We start from the raw sequence: 21,445 nt of genomic DNA on the forward strand, positions 1-21,445 counted from the left end.
CGATGTCCCCGTCGAAGATCCAGGAAGCCGGTGACGGCCCGACCGGGAGGACTGTGCCCATGACCAGCCCCGACCACCACCCCCAGCACCCCAACCGCCTGGCCCGGCGCGGCCTGTTCAGGGCGGGCCTCGCCGTCACCACCGCCGCCATGGCGGCCGGCGCCCTCTCCGCACCCGCCGCGTCGGCGGCGCCGCGCGCCGAACAGCACGTGGCCGACGGCGAGTTGAGCGAACTGGAGCAGCGGCACGGCGCTCGGCTCGGTGTCTTCGCGCGCAACATCCGTACCGGGCGGACCGTCTCGTACCGGGCGGGGGAGCGGTTCGCGATGTGTTCGACCTTCAAGGCGTTCGCCGCCGCGGCGGTGCTGCGCGACCACGGCGACTGCGCCCCGCTGGACAAGGTGATCCCCTATCCGCCGCACGACATCCTGTCCAACTCCCCGCGTACCGCGGAGCACGTGGACACCGGCATGACGGTCGGGGACCTGTGCGCGGCAGCGATCCAGTACAGCGACAACACCGCGGGCAACCTGCTGCTGCGCCAGCTCGGCGGGCCGGCCGGTCTCACCCGTTTCTTCCGCTCGCTCGGCGACGGGGTGAGCCGCCTCGACCGCTGGGAGACGGACCTGAGCAGCGCGATCCCGGCGGACCCGCGCGACACCACGACCCCCGAGGCCCTCGGCCGCAGCTTCGAGCGGCTGGCCCTGGGCCGGGCGCTCGCCCGGGCCGACCGTGCGCGGTTCGTCGGCTGGCTGAAGGGCAACACCACCAGCGCCGCGCGGTTCGGCGCGGGGCTGCCGCACGACTGGGTCCTCGCGGACAAGACCGGGACCGGTGACTACGGCACCGCCAACGACGTCGGCGTGGCCTGGACGACCCGCGGGACCCCGCTCCTGCTGACCGTGCTGTCGGCCAAGAAGGCCCAGGACGCGCCGGCGGACGAGGCGCTGGTGGCCGAGGCGGCACGCATCCTGGCCCGTGTCCTCGCGCCCGGCGAGTAGCCGCCCGACGGAGCTCACCCATTCTGTCAGCTGAATTTAAATCATGTACGTGACCGTTGACGCGTGCATGCCGTCTCCTTAACGTCGGAGGGGCGGGTGGAAAGCGCTTTCTCTCCCGTGTCTCCACCATGCCATGACCGGCAGTGGAGTCCACCCCTTCCGTCAGGAGACAAGCCGATGCAACTGAGGCCAGTCATCGCGTGCGCCGGTCTGCTCGCCGGTACGCTCGTCGCGTTCTCCGGCGCCATGGCGCAGGCGGTGACCACCGCCACGCAGGCCGCGGCGGCCACCGTGCTGTACGTGTCGCCGAGCGGCACCGACAGCGCGGCCGGCACCCAGTCGGCGCCGACCACGCTCACCTCGGCCATCGGCCGAATCGCTGCCGGCGGCACGATCTACCTGCGCGGCGGGACGTACCACTACTTCTCCACGATCACCATCCCGGCCGGCAGCGACGGCACGGCCGCTGCCCGCACCACCCTCTCCGCCTACCAGGGCGAGAAGCCCGTACTGGACTTCTCGGCGCAGAGCGGGAGTTCGTCCGACCGGGGCATCCAGCTGAACGCCGACTACTGGCACCTGTACGGGCTGACCGTCCAGCACGCCGGGGACAGCGGCATCTACGTCGGCGGCAGCGACAACGTCGTCGAGCGGGTGGTAACCGCTTACAACCGGGACACGGGCCTGCAACTCGGACGGATCTCCTCCAGCACCCCGAGCAGCCAGTGGCCGTCCGGCAACCTGGTCGTCAGCTCGGAGTCGCACGACAACGAGGACTCCGGCGGCGAGAACGCGGACGGCTTCGCCGCCAAGCTCACCACCGGTACCGGGAACGTCTTCCGCTACGACGTCTCCCACAACAACATCGACGACGGCTGGGACCTGTACACCAAGACCGACACGGGTGCCATCGGCCCGGTGACCATCGAGTACTCCCTGTCGTACGGCAACGGAACCCTCACCGACGGCACCCAGAACGCCAACGGCGACCGCAACGGCTACAAGCTCGGCGGCGACGACATCGCGGTCGGCCACGTCGTGCAGCACGACATCGCCTACAAGAACGGCCACCACGGGTTCACCTACAACAGCAACCCCGGCACCATGACCGTCTCCAGCAACGTGAGCATCGACAACGCCGAGCGCAACTTCTCGTTCGACAAGGGCACTTCGGTGTTCCGGAGCAACACCTCGTGCCGGTTCGCCGTGAGCGGCTCGAACGACAAGACGGCCGGCGACGCCGACAGTTCCAACCAGTTCTGGACCGGGACGAACGGCTCCCGCTGCTCCGCGTACTCCGGCACCCTCGGCTGGTCCTTCGCCTCGGACGGGCACCTCGTGGTGACCTTCGGCGGCGACGTCGTGACGCCGTAGCCGCCGAGGGACCCGGCGGACCGGCAGACCGCGGTTCGCGGGCGGGCCGCCAGGATTCCCGGCGTCCCGCCCGTCGCCGGTTACGCCGGCCAGCCGCCGTACGGGACGGTGAGCAGTTCCATGGCGTGACCCGCCGGGTCCATGAAGTACACGCCGCGCCCGCCGTCGTTGTGGTTGATCTCGCCGGGCTGCCGGCGGTGCGGGTCGGCGTAGTGCTCGATGCCGCGCTCCTTGATGCGCGTGTACGCCGCGTCGAACTCCTCCTCGGAGACCAGGAAGGCGTAGTGCTGCATGGTGATCTTGTCCGCGGGGGCGGTGGCGAAGTCGAGGGTGACGCCGTTGCTCAGGGCGACCGCGACGAACGGGCCCCACTCCCCGGTGATCTCGAGTCCGAGCAGTTCCGCGAAGAACTCGGCGGACTCCCGCTTGTCCAGGGCGTGGACGATGGTGTGGTTCAACTCAACCGACAAGGAATGCCTCCAGGGCATGTCCCGGCACCTCCATGCCTCACCCGGGCGGTGACCGACACGCGATGCCACCTCCGATCCTAACCACGGACGCGAAGGTGCGTCGATGCCGAGCCGGGCCGATCAGGCCGGCGGGTCGCCCGCCGCCACCGGGTGCGCCTCGAGGTCCGCGGCGCCGAGCAGGTCGGTGATCAGCTCGGCGGACCCTGCGACATAGGTGCTGGTCAGGTCCACGTCCCCGCCCAGGATCCAGGCACGGTCCGCGGGCCACCACAGGTCGGGCAACTCGGCGAACTCGTCCAGGGACGCGGGTGTGACGGCGTCGGCCAGGGCGCCGGAGAGCAGCACCTCGTCCCGCCCGGGGGTCTCGAAGGTGGGCACGTGCGCGAAGTCCCACCGGCCGTATCCGTGCCACAGCCCGAACCAGCACCGCTGCGGGGTCGTGGTGTGCCGGGCCAGCACGGGCAGGAGGGCCCGGGCGACGTCGGGCGGGGTCGGGCCCTCGGCGGGATGCTCGTCCCAGACACCGGGCAGGCCGTACTCGGGGGCGCTGTGGTAGTCGCGGTCCATGCCGACGACCTCGTGCCAGCGCGTGCCCGGCGTGACGCGGGTCCCGCGCGCGGCGGCCACCGCCGACCAGCGCACCGGCCGCTCGTCGAGGGAGGCGGGATGCAGGATCCGGGCGTACGCCGCGAACCCCGCGGCGGCGACGCCTGCCACCGTCCCGAAGGTGCCGTGGCCCGGTGCGCGCGGCGTCAGCCAGTCGGCGGGGGAGAGCGTGTCGGTACGGACGCGCAGGCGCCCGTACCACTGCGGTGCGGGGGCCCGGCGCACCACGCGGAAGTCGTCCATCCGCCCAGTGTGCCGTGCGGGTCGGGCCGGGGCGGCACCGGATCGCGCCCGCCGGACGGACGGGCCGTGGCGGAGAGGGCAGGATTGGCGCCTGCGTGGACTCCCTGAAGTCGGACCGTGAGCCGTGCTCGCCGGCCCCCCATCTGCCCCCTGGGGCACCTCTCCCCGTCACCGGTTCCGGTGTCCCGTTCCGTGCCGCCGGCGGGACCAGCCGTGGCAGGGGCCGCTGAGCGCGCGCCGGCGCGTCGCCGGCGGCTCCGGTCACGCGCCCCGGTGCACCACGTGCCCGCCGGTCACGGTCAACGCGACCGGGGCGGCGGCCAGTTCGTCGGCCGACGCGTGCACGGGGTCCACGGTCAGCGCGGTCAGGTCGGCGCGGCAGCCGGGCGCGATCCGGCCGGCGACACCGGACTCCCCGGCCGCTGCCGCCGCATGACTGGTGCAGCCCTCCAGCGCCTGCAACGGCGTCAGACCCGGCCGGCGCGCCGCGGCGCCCTTCGGCCGGCGGGCCGTCGTCAGCACGGCCCGGACGTCGTAGGGCGCGATGGGCCAGTCCGAGCCGAGTGCGACCGTCGCGCCCGCCTCCCGTAGGTCCCGCAGCCGCCAGGCGCGGGCGGCCCGGTCACCGCCCAGCCGACGGGACCACTCGTCGGTGCCGTCGTCGCGCGTGTACCCGGTGTGCGGCGGCTGGAGGGAGGCCGCCACCCCCAACTCGGCGAAACGGGGCAGGAGTTCGTCGGGCGCGGTCTCGATGTGCTCGATCCGGTGCGCCCCGCGCCCGCTCGGCCCGAGGGAGGCGACGGTGTCCAGGACGTGCCGTACGGCCGCGTCCCCGATGGCGTGCGTGGCGGTGCGGACACCGGCCGTGTGCAGGGCGCGGACGGCCTCGGCGTAGGCGCGCGGTTCCGGCCAGAACGCCGCGGTGCCCTGACCGTGGCAGTCGGGGTGCTCCAGCCACGCCGTGCCGCCCTCGACGGTGCCGTCCATGAAGAACTTGACCCCGCCCACCAGCCAGTGCCGCCCGCCCCTGACCTGGAGCCGCACCAGCTCCCGCAGCGCGTCGTCGTCGGCGCCCGGCATGCACCAGGGCGCGAACCGCAGCCGCAGCGGCAGGACCGTCTCCCGCGCCACCGCCTCCACCAGGTCGAGGTCGCCGCCGTCCATCACATGGGCGCCGGTGAGCCCCGTCGCGGCCATGGCGGACAGCAACTCCAGCAGCCGGGCCCGCCTTTGGTCGTACGACGGCCGGGGCGCGATGCCCGCCACCAGGTCCATCGCGGCATGCTCGACCAGGTGGCCGGTGGGCCTGCCCGCCGTGTCGCACACCACCTCCGCGTGCTGGGCGAAGGCGCGTGGTCCGCTCACCCCGGCGGCCGCCAGCGCGGCGGCGCTGGCGAGGGCGGAGTGGCCGTCGTAGAGACGGAGGAAGGCGGGAGCGCCGTCGAGCACGTCCGCGATCAGGTCGTGCCGGATGGACCGGCCCCCGAACGCGTTGTGGTCCAGGCCGTGGCCGAGGACCCAGCCCTCGGTCCGCTCGGCCCGGGCGAGCGTCGCGCGCAGCCCGGCCAGGTCCGTCACGCCCGACAGGTCCGTGCCCGTGGCCATGTCCAGCCCCCACACCGGATGGCTGTGCGCGTCGACCAGGCCGGGCACGAGGTGCGCGCCGTGCAGGTCGACGACCTCGGTGCCGGGCCCGCGCCAGTCGCGTACGTCGGCCTCCCCGCCGACCACGGTGATCACCCCGTCGTGCACGGCGACGGACGAGGCGGTGGGGCAGGCGGGGTCGAGGGTGCGGACCTGGGCGCCGGTGAGGACGAGGTCGGCTGCGGGCATGGTGACAACTCCTGTACGGGCAATGGGGGTGGGGATCAGTCGGCCGGTTCGGTGGCGAACCGGGCGTAGACGTGCGGGCGGGACCGGCGCAGCCACCACGCCAGCGCCAGGCCCAGGACGAAGACGCCGGGCGCCACGACGACGAGCAGGGTGTTCACGGCCGGGGACGCACCGGTGAACAGATCGATGTGGGTCACCACCAGTGCGATCGCGGCCGTCAGCAGCACGGCGGCGAGCACCGGGGCCAGCACCGTGCGCACCCTGCCCTCGGTGTGGCGCACCCGCCGGAAGTAGCAGGGCACCGCGATCGCGGCGAGCAGCTGGAGCAGCAACAGCCCGATCATTCCCGGGGTGTTCACCCACAGCAGCAACTGCTGGTACGGGTCGGCGTGTGCCGCCCAGAACGCGAGCACGACCACGGCGCCGAGGACGGTCTGGGCGAGGCCGGCGAGGTAGGGCGAACGGTGCCGGGGATGGATCCGGCCGAGCCCGCGCGGCAGGACGCCCTCCTCGGCCAGGGCGAGGGCGTACCGGTTGATGGCGTTGTGGAAGGCGAGGAGGGAGGCGATGACGCTGGTGACGATGAAGACGTGCATCAGGTCGGCGGCCCAGCCGCCCACATAGGCGGTGATCGCGGTGAAGAACAGCCCGGCCGGGTCCTTTCCGGCCGCGCGGACCACCTGGCCGGCGCCGAAGGCCTGGACGGCGATCCAGACGACGAACGCGTAGAAGAGGCCGAGGAATCCGACGGCCAGGTAGGTGGCGCGCGGGACCGTGCGCTCGGGGTCGCGGGCCTCGCGGCGGTAGATCACGGTCGACTCGAACCCGGTGAACGCGGCGAAGGCGAAGGCGAGGACGGCCGCCATCCCGGGCACCAGGACATGCGCCGGAGCGAGCGACGCCAGGGACAGCCCGTGTGCGCCGCCCTTGATCAGCACCCCGCCGGCGAGCAGCACGAGTATCCCGGTCTCGGCGACGAGCAGCACGCCGAGCACCTTGGCGCCGAAGTCGATCGAGCGGTAGCCGCCGTAGCCGATCAGGAGCAGCCCGGCCAGGGAGATCGGCAGCCAGGGCACGTCGGTTCCGCCGAGGGTGTGCAGGGTGTCGCGGGCGGTGGTGGCGAGCAGCCCGTAGACGCCGATCTCCATGCCGTTGTAGCCGATGAGGGCCAGCATGGCGGCGCCGATGCCGACCGGCCGGCCAAGGCCCCGGGTGATGTAGGCGTAGAAGGCGCCGCCGCTGGTCACATGGCGGCTCATGGTGGTGAAGCCGACGGCGAAGACGGCGAGGGTCACACCGGCGAGCAGATAGCCGACGGGCGCGCCGACGCCGCCCAGCAGGATCGCGAGCGGAGCGACCCCGGCCATGACGGTCAGGGGGGCCGCGGCGGAGACGACGAAGAAGGCGATGTCGGCGGTGCCGAGGGAACCGGACCGGAGACCGGCCGCGCCGGACGGCGCGCCCTCCTTGGGGAGTTCGGAGGTGGACACGGACATACGGGGAGCCCTTCTGGCGGCGGAGGGGAGGGGGTCCCGGTGGTGGGGCAGCCGGGTTCGCGGGCTTCGGCGGGCCGGGCCCGGGGCGGGCGGGCATGGCGGCGTCTCCGGGCGCACGGAAGGGATGGCGGCGCCCCGAGCCGTAAACCTAAAGGCTTTCGGTTTCCGCAATGTAACCTGCCGTTGGGCATCGGGGAAGACCTCGGGAACACCTCAGGGGGAACGCTGATCATGGGACGGCCGCGCACACCGCTCCTCGACCGCGAGCGCATCACCACGACCGCGCTGGAGCTGATCGACGAGTGCGGTGACTTCAGCGTTCCGCGGATCGCCCGGCGGCTCGGCGCGCAGACCGGATCGGTGTACCACCACGTCGACGGCCGCGACGGCATAGTGGAACTGCTGCGCGAGCGGGTCTGCGCCGCGATCGACCCGGGCACCCTCGAACGGACCCCGTGGGACGCGGCCCTCGAGGCCTGGGCCCGCTCCTACCGCGCCGCGTTCGCCGCGCACCCCCGGACCATCCCGCTGCTCATGACCTCGCCCGTCCGCGCGCCCCGGGTCCTGGAGCAGTACGAGCGTGCCGTGAGCCTGCTCCTCGCGGCCGGCTTCGACCGCGCCGAGATCATGCCGCTGATCATCGCGCTGGAGAACCTGGTGCTGGGCTCCGCCCTCGACCTGACCGCACCGGAGATCATGTGGGAGCTGACGGACCACGCGCCGACCCCGCATCTCGCCGAGGCGCTCGCCGCCGTGGGCGAGGGCCGGGCCGACCGTGCCTTCGAGCTGGGTCTGACGGCGTTCATGAACCATGCGCGGGCGCTGCGCGAGAGTGGTTACCGGTGAGTTTCCCAGTACCGCCAGTAACATGATCACCTTGTCTTCGGGTGTACCAGTCAGTCAACTCGGCGCCGTCCCAGGACGCGCCCGGCCCGGAGATGGTCATGTCTTCTTCCACCGAAGCGCTGGAAAACGCGCGCCTCACCTATGAGCAGCACGCACGGACGTGCCGTCAGTGCCACGCCGACGGCGCGGCCTGTGCCGTGGCCAAGCATCTCCTGCGGATCTACAACAACGCCCGCAGGGACCACATGCGGGCGGGAGGACAGGCCACCGCGACCAGCTGATCCCATGTGATGGGTCATCAGGCCCCGTACACCGTACGGACGTTGGAGCGGGGCGGCGGGGCGTGCCGGGCCGCCGGGCCCTTCGCGAACGTCCGCAGGAGGTTCTCCGTGGTGCGGGTGACGAAGCCCCGGGTGCGCCGGTCCATCCCGTGGTCGTGGCCGAGCATGCCCGTCCCGGCCACCAGGCCCTCCACCCAGCGCGTGGTCCCGGTCGCGAACACCCCCGCCCCGGCGGAGGCCGTGTAGTACGCCGAGTCGCTGTGGCTGGGCCGCCCGCCGCACACCAGCGGGGAGTGCGCGGTGATCTCCAGCTCGCCGGGTGTGGGGGCGCCGGGGGTCACCCGGTCGTACTCGACGCCGACGAGATGGGCGAAGCCGTCGCCGGAGCGCACGCCCGTACCCTCGTACAGCCAGTGGTCCGCGGCCCGGACCACATAGGGCGCGTCCACCGGGTAGCCCTCGTAGAGCACACCCGTCAGCGAGGACTCGGGATCGGGCGCGGGTGGCAGCCGGTAGTCGGTGGTGACCAGCGCCGGCCGTGTGCCGTACAGCGGGTCGGCACGGCAGTCGGACTTGTAGCAGACCACCGTACGGTCCTCCGCCCGCTCCCCGGCCTCCAGCCGGACCCGCCGGAAGCAGGTGTTCGCGCCGAGGAAGGCGATGTTCGTCCCCGCGTCCCGGGCGGCGGTCACCTGGGCCCGTTGCCGCGGCGTCCAGTACTCGTCGTGCCCGAGGCACACGACGGCGTGCGCGCCCCGCAGCACCGCCGGGTCCCGGTGGACGTCGATGCCCGTGCTGTAGGCGAGGGGGATGCCGAGCCGCTCGGCCAGCACCACCAGAGCCCACTCGTACACCAGGAACTTCTCGGCACCCACGCCGTCGTAGGGCCGGTCGAAGCTCACCGCGAGCGAACGCGTGGCGTACGCCCCGGACGCACCGGCGTACAGACTGCTGCCGCCCCAGCGGTTGTACGCCTGCCAGGTCGCCGGGGCGTGCAGCAGCACCGTACGGCCCGCGCCGTCGGCGGAGCGGACGATCAGCGGCACGTACCGCTGGTGTCCGCTGTCGGCCTCCAGCCGGAGCAGATAGGCGCCCTCCGGCCAGCCGGCGCTGTCCACGGTCAACGTCGTCGGCCAGTCGGCGCGCACGGTGCGGGTGGCGGGCAGCACACGCGGGGCGGGCCGGGCGCGGCCCGGTATGCGCTGCGACGTCCAGATCCGGCGGGCCCGCCGGCCGCCGTACCAGCCGACCCGGAACGCGGACACCCGGAAGGCCGCGGCGGTGGTCGACACCTGCAGGGCGAGCCGCTCGCCCGGAGCCACGCTCACCCGGTCCGCGTACCCGGCCACCGCGTCCGGCGGGCCGGTCGGGCCGAGCCGCCAGTCGGCCGTGCCCGGCGCGTCCCGCTCGGACTCCGGCCGCGGCCGGTCGCCGGGGGAGACGGCGGAGCGTGACCGCGGCGGTTCGGCCGTGCACGCGGCGGCCGTGCCGAGGCCCAGCCCGGCACACACCGTGAGAAAGCGCCGACGGCCGAGACCGCAGCCGTCGTGCGCGGACCTGGGGTCGGGTGCAGGAGCCACGTCACCTCCCGGATGCGTCCGTGCTCCAGCGTCGCGGCGCCCACGCACCCGGCGCAACCGCAGGGCGACGGCGCGATCAGGTGCACAAGCCGGCGTGCACGTGGTCGTGGCGGGTGGCGTCGCTGAAGAACCGGTCGGCGGCGCCGCCCGACAGCGGCACCGGACCGCCCGCGTTGTACGGCCCGGCGGCGGCCGCGTCCCGCTTGAACCGCTCGATCAGGGTGCGCGGGGTCGCCGGGTCGGCGCCCGCGCCCGCGCGCGTGGGGGTCCGCCCTACCCGGTGCGTCCGTTCGTCGTCGCCGGTGACGGCCGTGTCCGGCTCCGCGGCGTCGACGGCCGCGGGCCGCACGCGAGCCGGTACACGAACGAACGCGCCCCCGGTCACCGACCGGGGGCGCGCTTCAGGTGCGGGGATCAGACCCGCTGCTTGCGGCGCATCGTCAGGTACGTCCCGGTCGCGCCCGCGGCCAGCAGGGCGCCCACGCCGAGGCCGACCGGAAGGGCCGGGAAGCCGGAGGCGTCGGTCGTCGCGGCCGTGTTCTGCATCGCCGGTCCCGGCGTGATGCTGGTGCTCACCGGGGCGACGTGCCGGATCGGGCCGACGTGCTTGACCGAACCGTCGGTGTTCAGCAGCACCTGCTTGTTGTTCGGGTGCCGGAAGTCGAACATCCCGGACAGGGAGCCCGCCGTGGCGTCGAAGGAGTGGTCGCCGACGCGGCCGGTACGCCAGTTGTCCTCGATGAACCGGGTGATGGACGCCTGGTTCGTCAGCGTGTGGTCGACCTTGTTCACCTTGCTGTACGGCGAGATGACGAGCAGCGGCTGACGGGTACCGGGGCCACAGCGGTCGGCGTAACCGCCGGTCGCCTTCGGGCCCTTCTGGCAGGCGGGGCTGTCGGTCGCCTTGCCGTTGGAGCCGAGGGCGGTGTCCGTCGAGCCGTTCTTCGGGACGACGTAGGCGTGGTCGTACCAGCCGTCGGAGTCGTCGTAGGCGACCACGATCGCGGTGGACTTCCACTGCGGCGAGCTCTGGATCGCGTTGATCTGCTGGACCAGGAAGTGCTGCTCGTCGGTCGGGTCGGAGTAGCCGGCGTGGCCGTCCTGGTACTCACCGGCCTTGAGGAAGCTGACCGACGGGAGCTTGCCCGCCTTGAGCGCGGCCGAGAAGTCGGTCAGGTCGTAGTTGTGGTTCGCCCGCCCGTCGTGGCCGATCTCGGAGACGTTCTTCGGGGCCAGGTGGTGCGGGTTGGCCGTCGACTTGTAGTACGAGAACGGATTGTGGTGCGGGCTGTAGTCCGCCGCGGCCGCGCCGCCCACGTTGGTGTGCGTGGTGTCGCACTTGGCGTACGAGCCGGACGTGCCGGTCCACGCGGTCGAGGGCCGGAAGCCGCCCTGGAACCAGCCCCAGCTCACCTTCCGGGTGTTGAGCAGGTCACCGATGTTCTTGCCCTGCATCGACGCCAGCGCGTTGGTGCTGGTGTGGTCCTTGTCGGAGCAGTCGTCGTAGGCCGGGTCGGGGTCGTTGATCACCGTGCCGACACCCTTGGCGTCGGGCGACTGGACGGTGTACGAGTCCGGCTTCGAGGTCTGCTTGCCGGTGGCCGGGTCGACGGAGACGACGCCGTGCGTGTTGCCGGAGGCCAGGTTCAGCGCGCCGGGCGTGGACGGCCCGTAGTTCGAGCTGTAGGAGCGGTCGCTCAGGGCGTAGTGCTGGGCGTAGTTCCACAGGCCGGTGACGGTGTTGCCGTCGTAGTAGTCCATCGCCAGGCCGGGCTCGCCGAACAGGCCGCCGCTGCACTTGTCGACGTCGGTGTTCTGCACGAACTGGTCGGCCTTGCCGCCGTTGTACGCGTACTGCTCCGGCCCGTAGGAGTGGTTCTGGTCGCAGGTCATGGCCTGCGCCGGGGAGAGCCGCTTCGGTGCGTACTGGTTCGGGTTCTTCTTCAACAGGCCCGCGTGCGCGAGGGTGTCGATGTCCTTCGGGGTGTTCTTCGACGCCGTGAACTTCGTGCCGTCGGTGTTGGCGGCCTGCGGGTAGGTCGCGAAGTAGTGGTCGAACGAGATGTTCTCGTCGAACAGCACGACCACGTGCTGGATCGGCGTGGCGGTCGAGGAACGCCCGCCGTGCCCGTGCGCGGGCACGGCTGCCCAACCGGGCGCGTTGCTGCCGAGCACGGTGAGCGCGGCGGCACCCGCGAGCGCGCCCAGGCTCCGCATCGCGGCTCGTCTTCCTCTGCTGGCCATGATGGTCAACCCCTCCGGAACAGAACGTCTGTACGTCGTACGAGCACGGATGCTGCGCCCACTGCGGGGCGCGTCGGCGGAGCCATGATGGCGCGCAGGTGAACACCGAGTCAGGAACCTTGGGGTAAAACTTGACGGTGTGTTGACCTGATCGGCCGACGAGTTGTCCGGACAGGTTCAGCCGAGCAGGGCGCGCCCGTACCAGTCGGAGGCGTCCCGTACACCGGGCAGCGCGAAGAAGTAGCCGCCGCCGAACGGGCTGATGTAGTCGGTGAGCGGCTCACCCGCCAGCCGGTGCTGCACCGTCTCGAACTGCCGCTTCAGATCCTGCTGGTAGCAGCAGAACAGCAGGCCCATGTCGAGGTTGCCGTTGGCGTCCATGCCCCGGTCGTAGTTGTAGGCGCGGCGCAGCAGCCGCTGGTCGGCGGTGGCGGAGGTACGTGGATTGGCGAGGCGTATGTGCGCGTCCAACGGGATGACGTCACCCTTGGGGTCGTCGGCGTACTTCGGCGTGTCGAGTTCGTGGTCGCCGTCCAGCGGGGCGCCGGAGACCCGGGCGCGGCCGAACATCCGCTCCTGCTCGCTGAGCGAGACCCGGTCCCAGAACTCCACCAGCATGCGGATCAGCCGGACCACCTGGTAGCTGCCGCCGACCGCCCAGTCCGGCTCGCCCGCGCCCTTGCCCACCCAGATCAGCCGGTCCATCTCCCGGGCGCTGCCGGCGTCCGGGTTGGCGGTGCCGTCCTTGAAGCCGAGCAGATTGCGCGGGGTGCCCGACGGACGGGGCGGGCTGGAGAAGCCGTCCAGCCGCCAGCGCACCTGGAGGGCGCCCCGGGTGTGCCGGGCGATGTCACGCAGTGCGTGCAGCGTGGTGTCCGGCTCGTCGGCGTGCAGTTGGAGGCTGAGGTCGCCGTGGCACCAGTCGGACCGCAGATCGTCGTCGGGGAAGGCGGGCATCGCGGTGAGCCGCCGGGGCCTGAGCGCGGCCAGCCCGTACCGCTCGTCGAAGAGCGAGGCCCCGACGCCCACGGTGACGGCCAGTTGACCGGCGGGCAGCTGGTCCCCGAGCACGCCCGAGTCGGCCGGCGGGCCGGTGATGCCCACCGGGGACGGCGTTCCGCCGGAGGTGAGGAAGCGGGCCCGGTCGGTCAACGTGCGCAGCACGTCGGCGAGTTCGGCGCGGGACCCGGCGGTCACGTCGAGCGACGCGAAGACGCTGGTGCGGCGCGGGGCGGCGATCGCCGAGGCCTGGTGCACGCCGTGGAAGGGGGCGATCGTCGGTGTGTCACCGGCCGGGGCGTCCGGGGTGTCCGGGGCGGCCGCGCTCGTGGCGAGCCCGGCACCGGCCAGGGCGGCCCCCCGCAGGAAGCCGCGCCGGCCGAGGCCGTCGGGTCGTCGGTCGACGCTCACACGGTCCTCCGCGGGTCGCACAGGGTGGCCACCGAGGCCAGCCGTTCCACCAGGTCGCCGAGTACGGAGTCGGTCTGCTCGCGCTGGGCCCGGCTCAGTCCGTCGAGCGGGGTCCAGTGGTCGCCGTGCCGGAAGCCGTCGAGGGCGTGCTGGGCGCGGTCCATGTCCGTGTCCAGGCCCGGCAGACCGGCGTACCGGGTGGCGAGCAGCGGGTGCAGCCGGGACAGCACCTCGCGGGTGCCGTCGAGGTTGGCGCGGGCGGTGGCGAGATTGCTGCCGCTGCCGTAGTCGGTGCGGCCGGTCAGCTCGAACTGCACGGTGTTCTCCAGGATCTCGTGCGCGCGCAGGCCCAGCTGGGCCGGGTCCATCCGGGTCTGCGACCAGGTGTCGCGCAGCCCGGTCACCGCCTTGACCAGCGCCGCCGCCGGGGCGCGCAGCCCGTCGGCGGACTCGCCGTGCCACAGCCCGTACTCGATGCGGTGGAACCCGGCGAAATCCTTGTCGTGCACCCCGCCGGGCAGGCCGGCGTCGGTGCCGTTGACCGCCGCGTCCGCGTCCCCGAAGGCGTCGTAGGCGGCGCCCAGCCGCTCGTACTCCAGATGCGCGGGCAGCCAGTCCGAGCGGGCGGCGGCGAGGTCACCGCGGTCGATGTCCCGCTGGAGCCGCGTGGTCAGCCGGACGACCTCGGCGAGTCCGCCGCCGATCCACTTCTGGTAGGCGAGGGCGGGCGGGATCAGATCGTGCTCGTTGACCGGGGCCGCGCCCGGTCCGCGCCGGCCCGAGGTGATCTGCACGGTGGGCCCGGTGACGGCGTCGGCGTCGTCGGGCACGCACTTGAAGGCGTACGCCCCCTTGCCCAGTCGCACGGTCAACTGCCGTGTCGTACCGGGCGCGATGCCCTCCACCTCGCCGTACACCGCCTGGCTGGCCGGGTCTTCCAGATAGACCTCGGCGGCGCCGTCGGAGGAGTTGTGCAGATCGAAGGTCCGCACCCCGGGCTCCGGCCGGGTCCAGCCGCCGCCGCAGTGGCTCTCCGACACGTCGATCACGACGTGCCCCGCCGGGCCGCCGCCGGGCCGGCCGTGCCGTGCGCCGCCCAGCGAGAACGCCAGCAGCGTGCCCGCGAGGGCAACCGTGAGGACGACGAACACGGCGGGGGCCGTCCGCAGACGAACGGACCGCGTGCCGAGGCGAGGCAACGGCATGGCGAGCCTTTCCGGGACGACGTACGAGGTGGCCTCATGGTAGGCAGCCCTCCGGAACCGAACAGCCGTACCCAGGAATCGATGACCAAGATTTCGCCCGGGGTTCACCGGGACGTCCCCGAAGGCCGCACCGGGCTACGGCGGACCGCTCAGCGGACGGGGAAACCGAAGGAGTAGCCCTGCTGCTTCAGCCACGGCAGCAGGGTGCGCAGCGCGGCCACGGTCTGCGCGCGGTCGCCGCCCGCGTCGTGGAACAGGATCGTCGGGCCGTTGGCCAACTCGCGCTTGACGGTGGCCACGATGGCGTCGGTTCCCGGCCGCTCGAAGTCCTTGGAGTCCACGTTCCAGCCCAGCGGCCGCATGCCGTGCGAGGCCGCGAGATCACGGCTGTACGGCGTGAAGGCACCGCCCGGGGCCCGGTAGTACATCGGCCGTACGCCACCGGACGCCTTGGTGATCTGCTGCTCGGCGTCCAGGATCTGCTGCGACTGGTAGCCCTCGGACTTCTTGTCCATCGTGGTGTCGTGCGACACCGTGTGGTCGCACAGCCGGTGCCCGGCCGCCACCACGTTGCGGACCAGCTCCGGGTGTGCCTGCGCCTGCGGGCCGATCATGCAGAACGTCGCCTTCACCCCGTTGTCGCGCAGCACTTGGAGCACCTGGGGGGTCCAGACCGGGTCCGGGCCGTCGTCGATGGTGATGTTGACCGCGTGCTCGCCCCCGTCCGAGGCATGGGCGATGGACGCGGACACGGACCGGGGCACCTCCTTCTTCGGCGCGGCGGGCTGCGCCGAGACGCCCGGCGCGGCCGGAGCGCTGCCGGACTGGCCGGCCTGTGCGGTCCACACCGAGGTGGCGGCGGCGACCGCCGTGACCCCGACCGCCGCCGCGATCATCCGGCCGTACCAACCCCGCCCGTTATGCCGCGCCATGTCCGCCCCTGTTCTGTTCCATGCCGTGTCGGTGAGTTCCTGTGCACCTGTCAGGACGGGCCGGGTTGATCACGGGATCCTTCTGTTACCGATCACGGACAATCCCGAGGCGTTTCCGCGACAGAGCGGACCGAGATTATCGCCCGGGGCGCCGAACTCCCGCCTGGGCCAAGGTGCCTGGACGTTCCTCTGCCCGGAGATCGAACCGTACGAGAGCGGCAGCATGCTGGACGTGGGCGACGGCAACCGCGTCCACGGGGAGACATGCGGCGACCCCGACACCAAGCCCGCCGTCGTGCTGCACGGCGGACCCGGATCCGCTGCGGCCCCCACACCCGGCGGCTGTTCGCCCCGTCCGTCCGCCGGACCGTCCTGCTCGACCAGCGCGGCAGCGGCCGTTCCATCCCGCACGCGAGCTGCCACGACACCGACATGAGCGTCAACACGGCGGTCCAGCTCATCACCGGTCCGGAGTTGCTGCGCCGCACCGCCGGAAGCCGGTGACCTGCCTGGCGGCAGGCGGGTCACGCCTCCAGCGAGACGTACAGACGTGTGCCGCCCGGCCGGAAGCCGACCCGCTCGTACACGCGGCGGGAGCCCTCGCCCGAGTACTCCAGCCACACGGACCGCGCGCCGCGGCCGAACAGGGTCGCGGCCAGGGTGGAGGTGACCGCGGCGGCGATGCCACGGCCCCGGTACGCCGGGAGTGTGCCGACGCCCGCCAGTTCCGCGGTGTCCTCGGCGGGCGCCGAGCAGATCGCCGCGCCGGCACAGCCGCCGTCGGCGGCGCGGACGAACCGGACGGCACCGCCGCCCTCCTCGGTGCGCCGCAACCGCGCCGCACCCTCGGGCGAAGGCGGGAACTCGCCGCCGAACGCCTCGGACAGGGCCGCGTCGATCGCGGTGTAGTCGGCGTCCGTGACCGGGCTCTCGACCTCGACCGGGCCGGCACCGGAGCCGGGGGCGGTCAGTGTGGCGGGCGTACAGACCAGGTACTCGTGCACCGCCTCCGTGCGGAAACCGGCCCGGCGCAGCACGGGTTCCACGGCGGGCGCGGTGTCGGGGGCGAACTCCAGCCGCGGCGTGAGCCCGCGCTCACGGAACGCGGCGATCAGGTCGGCGATGTCCCGGTCCGTCGGTTCGGTACCGGGGAAGGGAGTCGCGTAATTGACGTAGGGGCTGGTCGTCGACGGGTCGAACCCCGCGACGAAACCGCCGACTTCGCGTGCCGCCGGGCGGCGCAGCAGGTGGGCGACGGCAAAGCTCTGGACATCGGTGCGCACGATGAGGACCTCACGGTGAAGGCGGCCACGGGCGAGGGAACGCCGGGGCGGCCGGGCATACGGGTCAGGCCTCCGCGAGAGAGGCGGGCGGTGTGCGGAACACCGCGGCGTCGGGTCGCCGTGAGGTGACGCGAGGGGCGCCGAGAACGCCGCCGCCGGGCGGACGTCTCAGTGCCGACGGCGACCGCTGCGGGGCGCCGCAACCATGGACCTCAGTCCTTACGTGATCAGGAGGGGCATGCGTGGTGGGGCTCGTGGAGCCTGCCACGGCGGTGAACAGGAGCGCAAGGCGATTACGGGGACGCTCCGCAGCGGACGCCAACTGCCCTCCGTGGCAGGGGGCGAGCGTTCTGTCGTTCCTGCTGACGACGGCGCCGCGCCGGTACCTCGACAGCGAGCAGCCGCCGCCGCCCGTGTACCGGTGCCGCGGGGATGCAGCCCGCGCCCGCGAGGTTCTCCCGTCGGCGTGTCGAAAGGCGCCCGTGTCGTTCGACGCTTGGATGGAGGCTGCCCACCGGCCTCGGATCCACCGCCCAAGGAGTCGACATGAAGATCCGTGCGCGTATGAGCATCAGCGCCGACGGCTATGTGACCACCCCGACCGGATGGCCCGCGCACACGGCCGACCCCGCCTACGCGACCGGCGGCAGCCATGGCATCCGGGAGTTCCTGCAGGACTGCGAACAGGCGCTGATGGGCCGCACGACCTTCGAGCCGGCGCTGGACAACGACCGCTGGCCCTGGCCGGCCCTCCGGGTGTTCGTGCTCGGCTCCCACCGACCGGCCGGCACCCCGGACCACGTCGTCCTCGACGGTGATCCGAAGCGGCTGCTGGACAAGCTCCGCGCGGCCAACCGGGGTGGCGACGTCCACCTCGTCGGCGGCCCGCGCACGATCCAGACCTTTCACGCCCTCGGCGCGCTCGACACGCTGGAGCTGGTCGTCGTGCCGCTGCTGTTCGGCGACGGGATGCGGCTGACGCCCGCGCTCAGCCCCACGATCGGGCTCGCCTTCGAGCGCCAGCGCGCCCTGCCCGGCGGCGCGGTGGAGATCGTCTACTCCTGCGAGGGGACCCGCTCCGCGCTGCCCGACGCGCCCGCGAGCCGGCGCTGAGCCTGCGGACGCCGGCTCAGCGGCTCGATCGCTGCGCGGCCACGATCGCGTTCACCGTCGGCTCCGCCCCCGCCCGCCGTTGCACCCGCTCCGCGAACCCCGGGAACTGGGAGGCGACCTTGGTGAGGAACCGCAGCTCGGGAGGGGCCACGTTGACCTCGGCGACATCCCGGGCGATCGCCCGCAGCACGCCCTTGACCACCTGCTCCGGCGACACCGTGCGGACCCGGCCGGGTGTGCCGGAGCCCGTGTTGGCGAACATCCCCAGCTCGCGCACGAAGCCCGGCTGGACGATCGAGACGCCGACGCCCGTGCCGTGCAGATCCTGCCGGAAGGCCAGCGAGAAGCCGCGCAGCCCGAACTTCGTCGCCGTGTACAGGGACGACGACTTGGTGGCCGCCATGCCGGACAGTGAGCCGACGAAGCAGATGTGGCCGCGTCCGGCGGCCACCATGCCGGGGGCGAGCAGCCGGGCCAGCATCGCGGGGGCCCGCAGGTTCACCGCGAGGGCCCGGTCGATCTGTTCCGGGGTGTAGTCGAGGACGTCACCGCTGGAGGGCAGGGCCGCGTTGGCGAGGAGGATGTCCGTGCCGGCCGCCTCCTCGGCGAGCCGCGCCACGTCGTCCGGGTCGGCCAGATCGGCGAGGATCGTGCGGGCGCCGTACCGCTGCGCGAGCGGTTCCAGCGCCTCGCGGCGCCGGCCGGTGAGCACGAGACGGGCGCCGCGCTCGGACATCCCGGCGGCGAGCGCGCCTCCGATGCCCCCGGTGACGCCGGTGAGCAGGACAGTGGCCCCGGCAACGTCCACGACTACCTCCCATACTGTTCGTTCGAACGAACAGTAGAGTCGCCGAACCGCCCTGTCCACCGACGGGGCAAGAAGGGGGTGGAAGAATGCAGGCCATGTCGCACACCGCCCACTCCGCCCCGGCGCGCCAGCGCATCATCGCCGCCGTGCTGCGCATCATCGGCGAGGACGGTGTCGCGGCGGTCACCAACCGGCGGATCGCCAAGGAGGCCGGCGTCTCGCTGGGCTCGATCACCTACCACTTCGAGACCCAGCACGAACTGCTGCGGGAGAGCCTGCAGCACTTCGTGCGCGAGGAGGCACGGCACTTCACCGAACTGGCCGACCAGTGCCGGACCGAGGGCCTCGACGTCGAGGACGCTGCCTGCCTGGCCGGCCAGGTCGCCTGCGGCTCGGCCCTGGACAGCGCCCATCTCGCGCCCTTCGAGCTGTATCTGCACGCCGGGCGCGACGAGCGGCTGCGCGAGGCGGCGGCGGAGGCCTTCCGGGCCTACGACCGGCTCGCCACCCGTATCCTCACCGCGCTGGGCGTCCCGGACGCGGAACGTCTGGCCGCCACCACCGTCGCCCTGGTGATGGGCCTGCAACTGCGCCGACTGGCCACCGGCAGCCCCGCGGACGACCTGGCCGACGCCCTCCTGCTGCTGGTGCAGGGGGCCGCCGGCCGGTCGGTCCCGACTGCCTCAGGAGAGCCTGCGGCACAGTAGGGCAGCGGGGCCCGGACGGCTGCCCACCCTGGTGGTGAAGGCGATGCCGGCGGCGTACTCGTCGTCGGCGCACTGGCCCTTGTAGTCGCCGGACGCGAAGTCGCCGCCGGCGGCGTCGGCGGGCCGGTTGTCGGACCGGTCGAACCACACCGTGCGGCCGGCTCCCGCCAGCGGGCCGCGCGCGGGCACGCACAGGGCCGCCGACACACGCTCGCCGCGCACGCTGTAGCCGACGAGGAAGGCGCCGGCGGGGCACTGCAGCTTGGTGTACCCGGACGCCCAGTCGCCGCCGGGCGCGACGTACCGCTCGTCGGGCACGACCGTCTGCCCGCCGGCGGGCGCGCGCAGGTCGGCCGGACCACTGGCGGTGGTGTCGGTGCACAGCCCGCGCCCGCTGGTGTGGCCTAGGCCGATGAGCCGCAGCCCGTCGGGGCAGGCGGCCTTGTACGCCCCGGAGTCCCAGTCGCCCGTGGCCCGCACGCGGACGGACTCCACCGCGTCGCCGTGGTCGACGGCGAGCATCCGCCACGTGGGTAGGGCCGCCACCGCACCGGTGTCGCTCGGCGCGGTCATCAGGTGCTGCCACGCCGCCGCGCGCCAGTCGCCGGAGTCCAGGATGCCGGAGCGATGACCTGCCTCGTCGTAGCGCAGCAGGGCCCAGTCGTCGTGGCCCGCGAAGCCGACCAGGGGCCAGAAGGCGAAGTCGGTGTCGTGGTCGGCGAAGTAGTCGGTGATGTTGGTGAACCAGGTGCGGGCGGCCGGGTTCGTCTCGTTCGCGCCGATGCCGAACTCGCTGACCCAGACCGGTGCCGTGTAGTGCCGGCCCGACTCCTCGACGAAGAACGCCTCGTCCTGGAGGGCCGCGTACAGATCGTCGCGGCTCAGGTCCTGGTAGCGGGGGTCGTGCGTCTCGCCGATGCCGGTCGCGCCGCTGTGGTGCGGGCCGGTGTAGCCGTAGAAGTGCGCGGAGTAGACCAGCTTGTGGGCGTCGACCAGGGTGTGGGACAGGGTACGGGCGGGCGTGAGCACCGGCCGGCCGTGCGGGAGGCCGTCCGCCGGTATGCCGGTCCAGTTGATGCCCTCGATGACGATGAGGAGCCGGGGGTTGGCCTCGGTGAGGATGCGGTCGGCGGCGAGCTGGGCGGCGGCGTACCAGTCGTGGTCGTCGCCCATGCCCCAGTTGGGATCGTCCAGTACGTCGCGCCGGACCTCGTTGTAGAGATCGGCACCCACGACGCGCGGGACACCGGCGTAGCGGCGGGCCATGAACACCCAGTCGTCGGCCCACGTCCGCGTCGACTGCGAGCTGTTCCAGCGCTCGTTGCCGTCGACGCCGCAGCACCAGCGGGAGGTGTTGGTGTGGTTGTTGAGGATCACGGCGAACCCGCTCCCGCTGAGCGCGTCGACGACCGCGTCGTAGACCTCCAGCGGTGTCCTGCCGCGCAGCTGGGGATTGGCGGCGACCGCGCTGTCGGGTACCGCGGTCGTGCTGTGGATCATCTCGTTCGAGAACGGCAGCCGGATGGTGTTGATGCCCAACTGGTGGAAGTCGGCGAGTAGTTGGCCCAGCGGAACACGGTCCAGGCCGAGCGGTATGCCGTGCGAGTCCTGGCCGGCGTGGTGGTTGGCGGGGTCGGTGACGCTGCCGCTGCCCAGCCAGGACCCTTGCGCACCGTCCCAGTTGGCGCCCTTGAGGCGGAACCGCTTGCCCTGGCTGTCGACGATGTAACGGCCCTGCGTGGACAGGGGGGCGGACCAGGAGGCCGGGTCGGTGGCTCCGGCCGGCGTACTCACATGGGCAGTTGCGGCGGGAGGGGCCGCGGAGGCCGCTGTGGTCGGGGCGGCGACGAGCAGGAGGCCTGCGGCTGCGACGGCCAGCCGTAAGGCGGCAGGTGGGAACGGCATCTGGGGAGCCCTTGTGTGAAGAGGGGTGGAGGGGAACCGTGCGACCGGGGTGAAGATCGGTCCGATGGGCGAGTGTCCACCACAGGGCGCGCACAGGGAAGGGGCCCG

The 21,445-nt window shown here is 72.7% G+C and carries 19 protein-coding genes and 1 pseudogene; 7 read left to right on the forward strand and 13 right to left on the reverse strand.

Annotated elements, in window-relative coordinates:
• The first annotated feature begins 149 nt into the window (after window positions 1-149).
• Entirely contained in the window at window positions 150-1,001 is an 852-nt protein-coding gene (bla, locus tag ADK64_RS41480) for a class A beta-lactamase (protein ID WP_063790041.1), read from the forward strand.
• A gap of 177 nt (window positions 1,002-1,178) precedes the next feature.
• Window positions 1,179-2,375, forward strand: a complete 1,197-nt coding sequence (locus ADK64_RS41485; RefSeq protein ID WP_053667432.1) for a right-handed parallel beta-helix repeat-containing protein — start codon at window positions 1,179-1,181, stop codon at window positions 2,373-2,375.
• 80 nt (window positions 2,376-2,455) lie between these two features.
• Here ADK64_RS41485 and ADK64_RS41490 read toward each other — a convergent pair whose 3' ends face one another.
• The 4 genes from ADK64_RS41490 to ADK64_RS41505 all read right to left on the reverse strand — a co-directional run bounded on the left by ADK64_RS41490 (window position 2,456) and on the right by ADK64_RS41505 (window position 7,023).
• The gene (locus tag ADK64_RS41490; RefSeq protein ID WP_053667433.1) at window positions 2,456-2,845 is read right to left on the reverse strand and encodes a VOC family protein; all 390 of its coding nucleotides are present in this window, start codon (window positions 2,843-2,845) and stop codon (window positions 2,456-2,458) included.
• Between the two features lie 120 nt (window positions 2,846-2,965).
• The gene (locus ADK64_RS41495; protein ID WP_053667434.1) at window positions 2,966-3,694 is read right to left on the reverse strand and encodes a hypothetical protein; all 729 of its coding nucleotides are present in this window, start codon (window positions 3,692-3,694) and stop codon (window positions 2,966-2,968) included.
• Window positions 3,695-3,955: 261 nt separating this feature from the next.
• Entirely contained in the window at window positions 3,956-5,527 is a 1,572-nt protein-coding gene (locus ADK64_RS41500; protein WP_053667435.1) for an amidohydrolase, read from the reverse strand.
• Window positions 5,528-5,562: 35 nt separating this feature from the next.
• The gene (locus ADK64_RS41505; RefSeq protein ID WP_053667436.1) at window positions 5,563-7,023 is read right to left on the reverse strand and encodes an APC family permease; all 1,461 of its coding nucleotides are present in this window, start codon (window positions 7,021-7,023) and stop codon (window positions 5,563-5,565) included.
• A gap of 231 nt (window positions 7,024-7,254) precedes the next feature.
• Here ADK64_RS41505 and ADK64_RS41510 point away from each other — a divergent pair, with 231 nt between their 5' ends.
• Window positions 7,255-7,869 (forward strand): TetR/AcrR family transcriptional regulator, encoded by a 615-nt coding sequence (locus tag ADK64_RS41510; RefSeq protein ID WP_053667437.1) that lies wholly within the window; start codon window positions 7,255-7,257, stop codon window positions 7,867-7,869.
• A gap of 98 nt (window positions 7,870-7,967) precedes the next feature.
• Window positions 7,968-8,150, forward strand: coding sequence for a hypothetical protein (locus ADK64_RS41515; RefSeq protein ID WP_053667485.1), 183 nt, complete (start codon window positions 7,968-7,970; stop codon window positions 8,148-8,150).
• 17 nt (window positions 8,151-8,167) lie between these two features.
• Here ADK64_RS41515 and ADK64_RS41520 read toward each other — a convergent pair whose 3' ends face one another.
• The 6 genes from ADK64_RS41520 to ADK64_RS41545 all read right to left on the reverse strand — a co-directional run bounded on the left by ADK64_RS41520 (window position 8,168) and on the right by ADK64_RS41545 (window position 15,521).
• Complete coding sequence (locus tag ADK64_RS41520) at window positions 8,168-9,730, reverse strand: N,N-dimethylformamidase beta subunit family domain-containing protein (RefSeq protein WP_234384937.1); 1,563 nt, start codon at window positions 9,728-9,730, stop codon at window positions 8,168-8,170.
• A gap of 76 nt (window positions 9,731-9,806) precedes the next feature.
• Window positions 9,807-10,079, reverse strand: coding sequence for a hypothetical protein (locus ADK64_RS41525; protein ID WP_053667438.1), 273 nt, complete (start codon window positions 10,077-10,079; stop codon window positions 9,807-9,809).
• A 65-nt stretch (window positions 10,080-10,144) separates the two neighbouring features.
• Window positions 10,145-11,974 carry a phospholipase C gene (locus ADK64_RS41530; RefSeq protein WP_053667439.1) on the reverse strand — a complete coding sequence of 610 codons (1,830 nt, stop codon included), beginning with the start codon at window positions 11,972-11,974 and terminating at the stop codon, window positions 10,145-10,147.
• Window positions 11,975-12,151: 177 nt separating this feature from the next.
• Window positions 12,152-13,384 carry an iron uptake transporter deferrochelatase/peroxidase subunit gene (gene efeB / locus ADK64_RS41535; RefSeq protein ID WP_053667487.1) on the reverse strand — a complete coding sequence of 411 codons (1,233 nt, stop codon included), beginning with the start codon at window positions 13,382-13,384 and terminating at the stop codon, window positions 12,152-12,154.
• Window positions 13,381-14,589, reverse strand: coding sequence for an EfeM/EfeO family lipoprotein (locus ADK64_RS41540; RefSeq protein WP_053667440.1), 1,209 nt, complete (start codon window positions 14,587-14,589; stop codon window positions 13,381-13,383). The genes efeB and ADK64_RS41540 overlap by 4 nt, the downstream gene beginning before the upstream one ends.
• 149 nt (window positions 14,590-14,738) lie before the next feature.
• On the reverse strand, window positions 14,739-15,521 hold the full coding sequence (locus ADK64_RS41545; RefSeq protein ID WP_053667441.1) for a polysaccharide deacetylase family protein: 783 nt from the start codon (window positions 15,519-15,521) through the stop codon (window positions 14,739-14,741).
• A 223-nt stretch (window positions 15,522-15,744) separates the two neighbouring features.
• On the opposite strand from ADK64_RS41545, the pseudogene ADK64_RS41550 reads away from it, so the two are divergent.
• Window positions 15,745-16,004 (forward strand): annotated as a pseudogene (locus tag ADK64_RS41550) (prolyl aminopeptidase); the annotation flags it as partial.
• 41 nt (window positions 16,005-16,045) lie between these two features.
• Here ADK64_RS41550 and ADK64_RS41555 read toward each other — a convergent pair.
• Window positions 16,046-16,804 (reverse strand): GNAT family N-acetyltransferase, encoded by a 759-nt coding sequence (locus ADK64_RS41555; protein ID WP_053667443.1) that lies wholly within the window; start codon window positions 16,802-16,804, stop codon window positions 16,046-16,048.
• A gap of 546 nt (window positions 16,805-17,350) precedes the next feature.
• Here ADK64_RS41555 and ADK64_RS41560 point away from each other — a divergent pair.
• The gene (locus tag ADK64_RS41560; RefSeq protein WP_053667444.1) at window positions 17,351-17,917 is read left to right on the forward strand and encodes a dihydrofolate reductase family protein; all 567 of its coding nucleotides are present in this window, start codon (window positions 17,351-17,353) and stop codon (window positions 17,915-17,917) included.
• Window positions 17,918-17,933: 16 nt separating this feature from the next.
• Here the strand turns inward: ADK64_RS41560 and ADK64_RS41565 are convergent, their stop codons facing one another.
• Window positions 17,934-18,725 carry an SDR family NAD(P)-dependent oxidoreductase gene (locus ADK64_RS41565; protein WP_053667445.1) on the reverse strand — a complete coding sequence of 264 codons (792 nt, stop codon included), beginning with the start codon at window positions 18,723-18,725 and terminating at the stop codon, window positions 17,934-17,936.
• 95 nt (window positions 18,726-18,820) lie between these two features.
• Here ADK64_RS41565 and ADK64_RS41570 point away from each other — a divergent pair, with 95 nt between their 5' ends.
• Window positions 18,821-19,432: a TetR/AcrR family transcriptional regulator gene (locus ADK64_RS41570; protein ID WP_420713122.1), complete on the forward strand. Its 612-nt coding sequence runs from the start codon at window positions 18,821-18,823 to the stop codon at window positions 19,430-19,432.
• On the opposite strand, the gene ADK64_RS41575 is transcribed toward ADK64_RS41570, so the two are convergent.
• Window positions 19,409-21,337, reverse strand: coding sequence for a glycoside hydrolase family 5 protein (locus ADK64_RS41575; protein WP_053667447.1), 1,929 nt, complete (start codon window positions 21,335-21,337; stop codon window positions 19,409-19,411). The two genes, ADK64_RS41570 and ADK64_RS41575, sit on opposite strands and share 24 nt — an antisense overlap.
• Between the last annotated feature and the right edge of the window lie 108 nt (window positions 21,338-21,445).

The organism is Streptomyces sp. MMG1121, assembly GCF_001280015.1.
In the GTDB taxonomy this organism is placed as follows: Bacteria; Actinomycetota; Actinomycetes; order Streptomycetales; family Streptomycetaceae; genus Streptomyces.

What these genes read in the sequence shown, in the direction of transcription:
- bla (WP_063790041.1), top strand. Translation starts at nt 150, where the DNA reads ATGGCGGCCGGCGCCCTCTCCGCACCCGCCGCGTCGGCGGCGCCGCGC.
- ADK64_RS41485 (WP_053667432.1), top strand. Translation starts at nt 1,179, where the DNA reads ATGCAACTGAGGCCAGTCATCGCGTGCGCCGGTCTGCTCGCCGGTACG.
- ADK64_RS41495 (WP_053667434.1), bottom strand. Translation starts at nt 3,694, where the DNA reads ATGGACGACTTCCGCGTGGTGCGCCGGGCCCCCGCACCGCAGTGGTAC.
- ADK64_RS41500 (WP_053667435.1), bottom strand. Translation starts at nt 5,527, where the DNA reads ATGCCCGCAGCCGACCTCGTCCTCACCGGCGCCCAGGTCCGCACCCTC.
- ADK64_RS41505 (WP_053667436.1), bottom strand. Translation starts at nt 7,023, where the DNA reads ATGTCCGTGTCCACCTCCGAACTCCCCAAGGAGGGCGCGCCGTCCGGC.
- ADK64_RS41510 (WP_053667437.1), top strand. Translation starts at nt 7,255, where the DNA reads ATGGGACGGCCGCGCACACCGCTCCTCGACCGCGAGCGCATCACCACG.
- ADK64_RS41515 (WP_053667485.1), top strand. Translation starts at nt 7,968, where the DNA reads ATGTCTTCTTCCACCGAAGCGCTGGAAAACGCGCGCCTCACCTATGAG.
- ADK64_RS41530 (WP_053667439.1), bottom strand. Translation starts at nt 11,974, where the DNA reads ATGGCCAGCAGAGGAAGACGAGCCGCGATGCGGAGCCTGGGCGCGCTC.
- ADK64_RS41540 (WP_053667440.1), bottom strand. Translation starts at nt 14,589, where the DNA reads ATGCCGTTGCCTCGCCTCGGCACGCGGTCCGTTCGTCTGCGGACGGCC.
- ADK64_RS41545 (WP_053667441.1), bottom strand. Translation starts at nt 15,521, where the DNA reads ATGGCGCGGCATAACGGGCGGGGTTGGTACGGCCGGATGATCGCGGCG.
- ADK64_RS41560 (WP_053667444.1), top strand. Translation starts at nt 17,351, where the DNA reads ATGAAGATCCGTGCGCGTATGAGCATCAGCGCCGACGGCTATGTGACC.
- ADK64_RS41570 (WP_420713122.1), top strand. Translation starts at nt 18,821, where the DNA reads ATGTCGCACACCGCCCACTCCGCCCCGGCGCGCCAGCGCATCATCGCC.
- ADK64_RS41575 (WP_053667447.1), bottom strand. Translation starts at nt 21,337, where the DNA reads ATGCCGTTCCCACCTGCCGCCTTACGGCTGGCCGTCGCAGCCGCAGGC.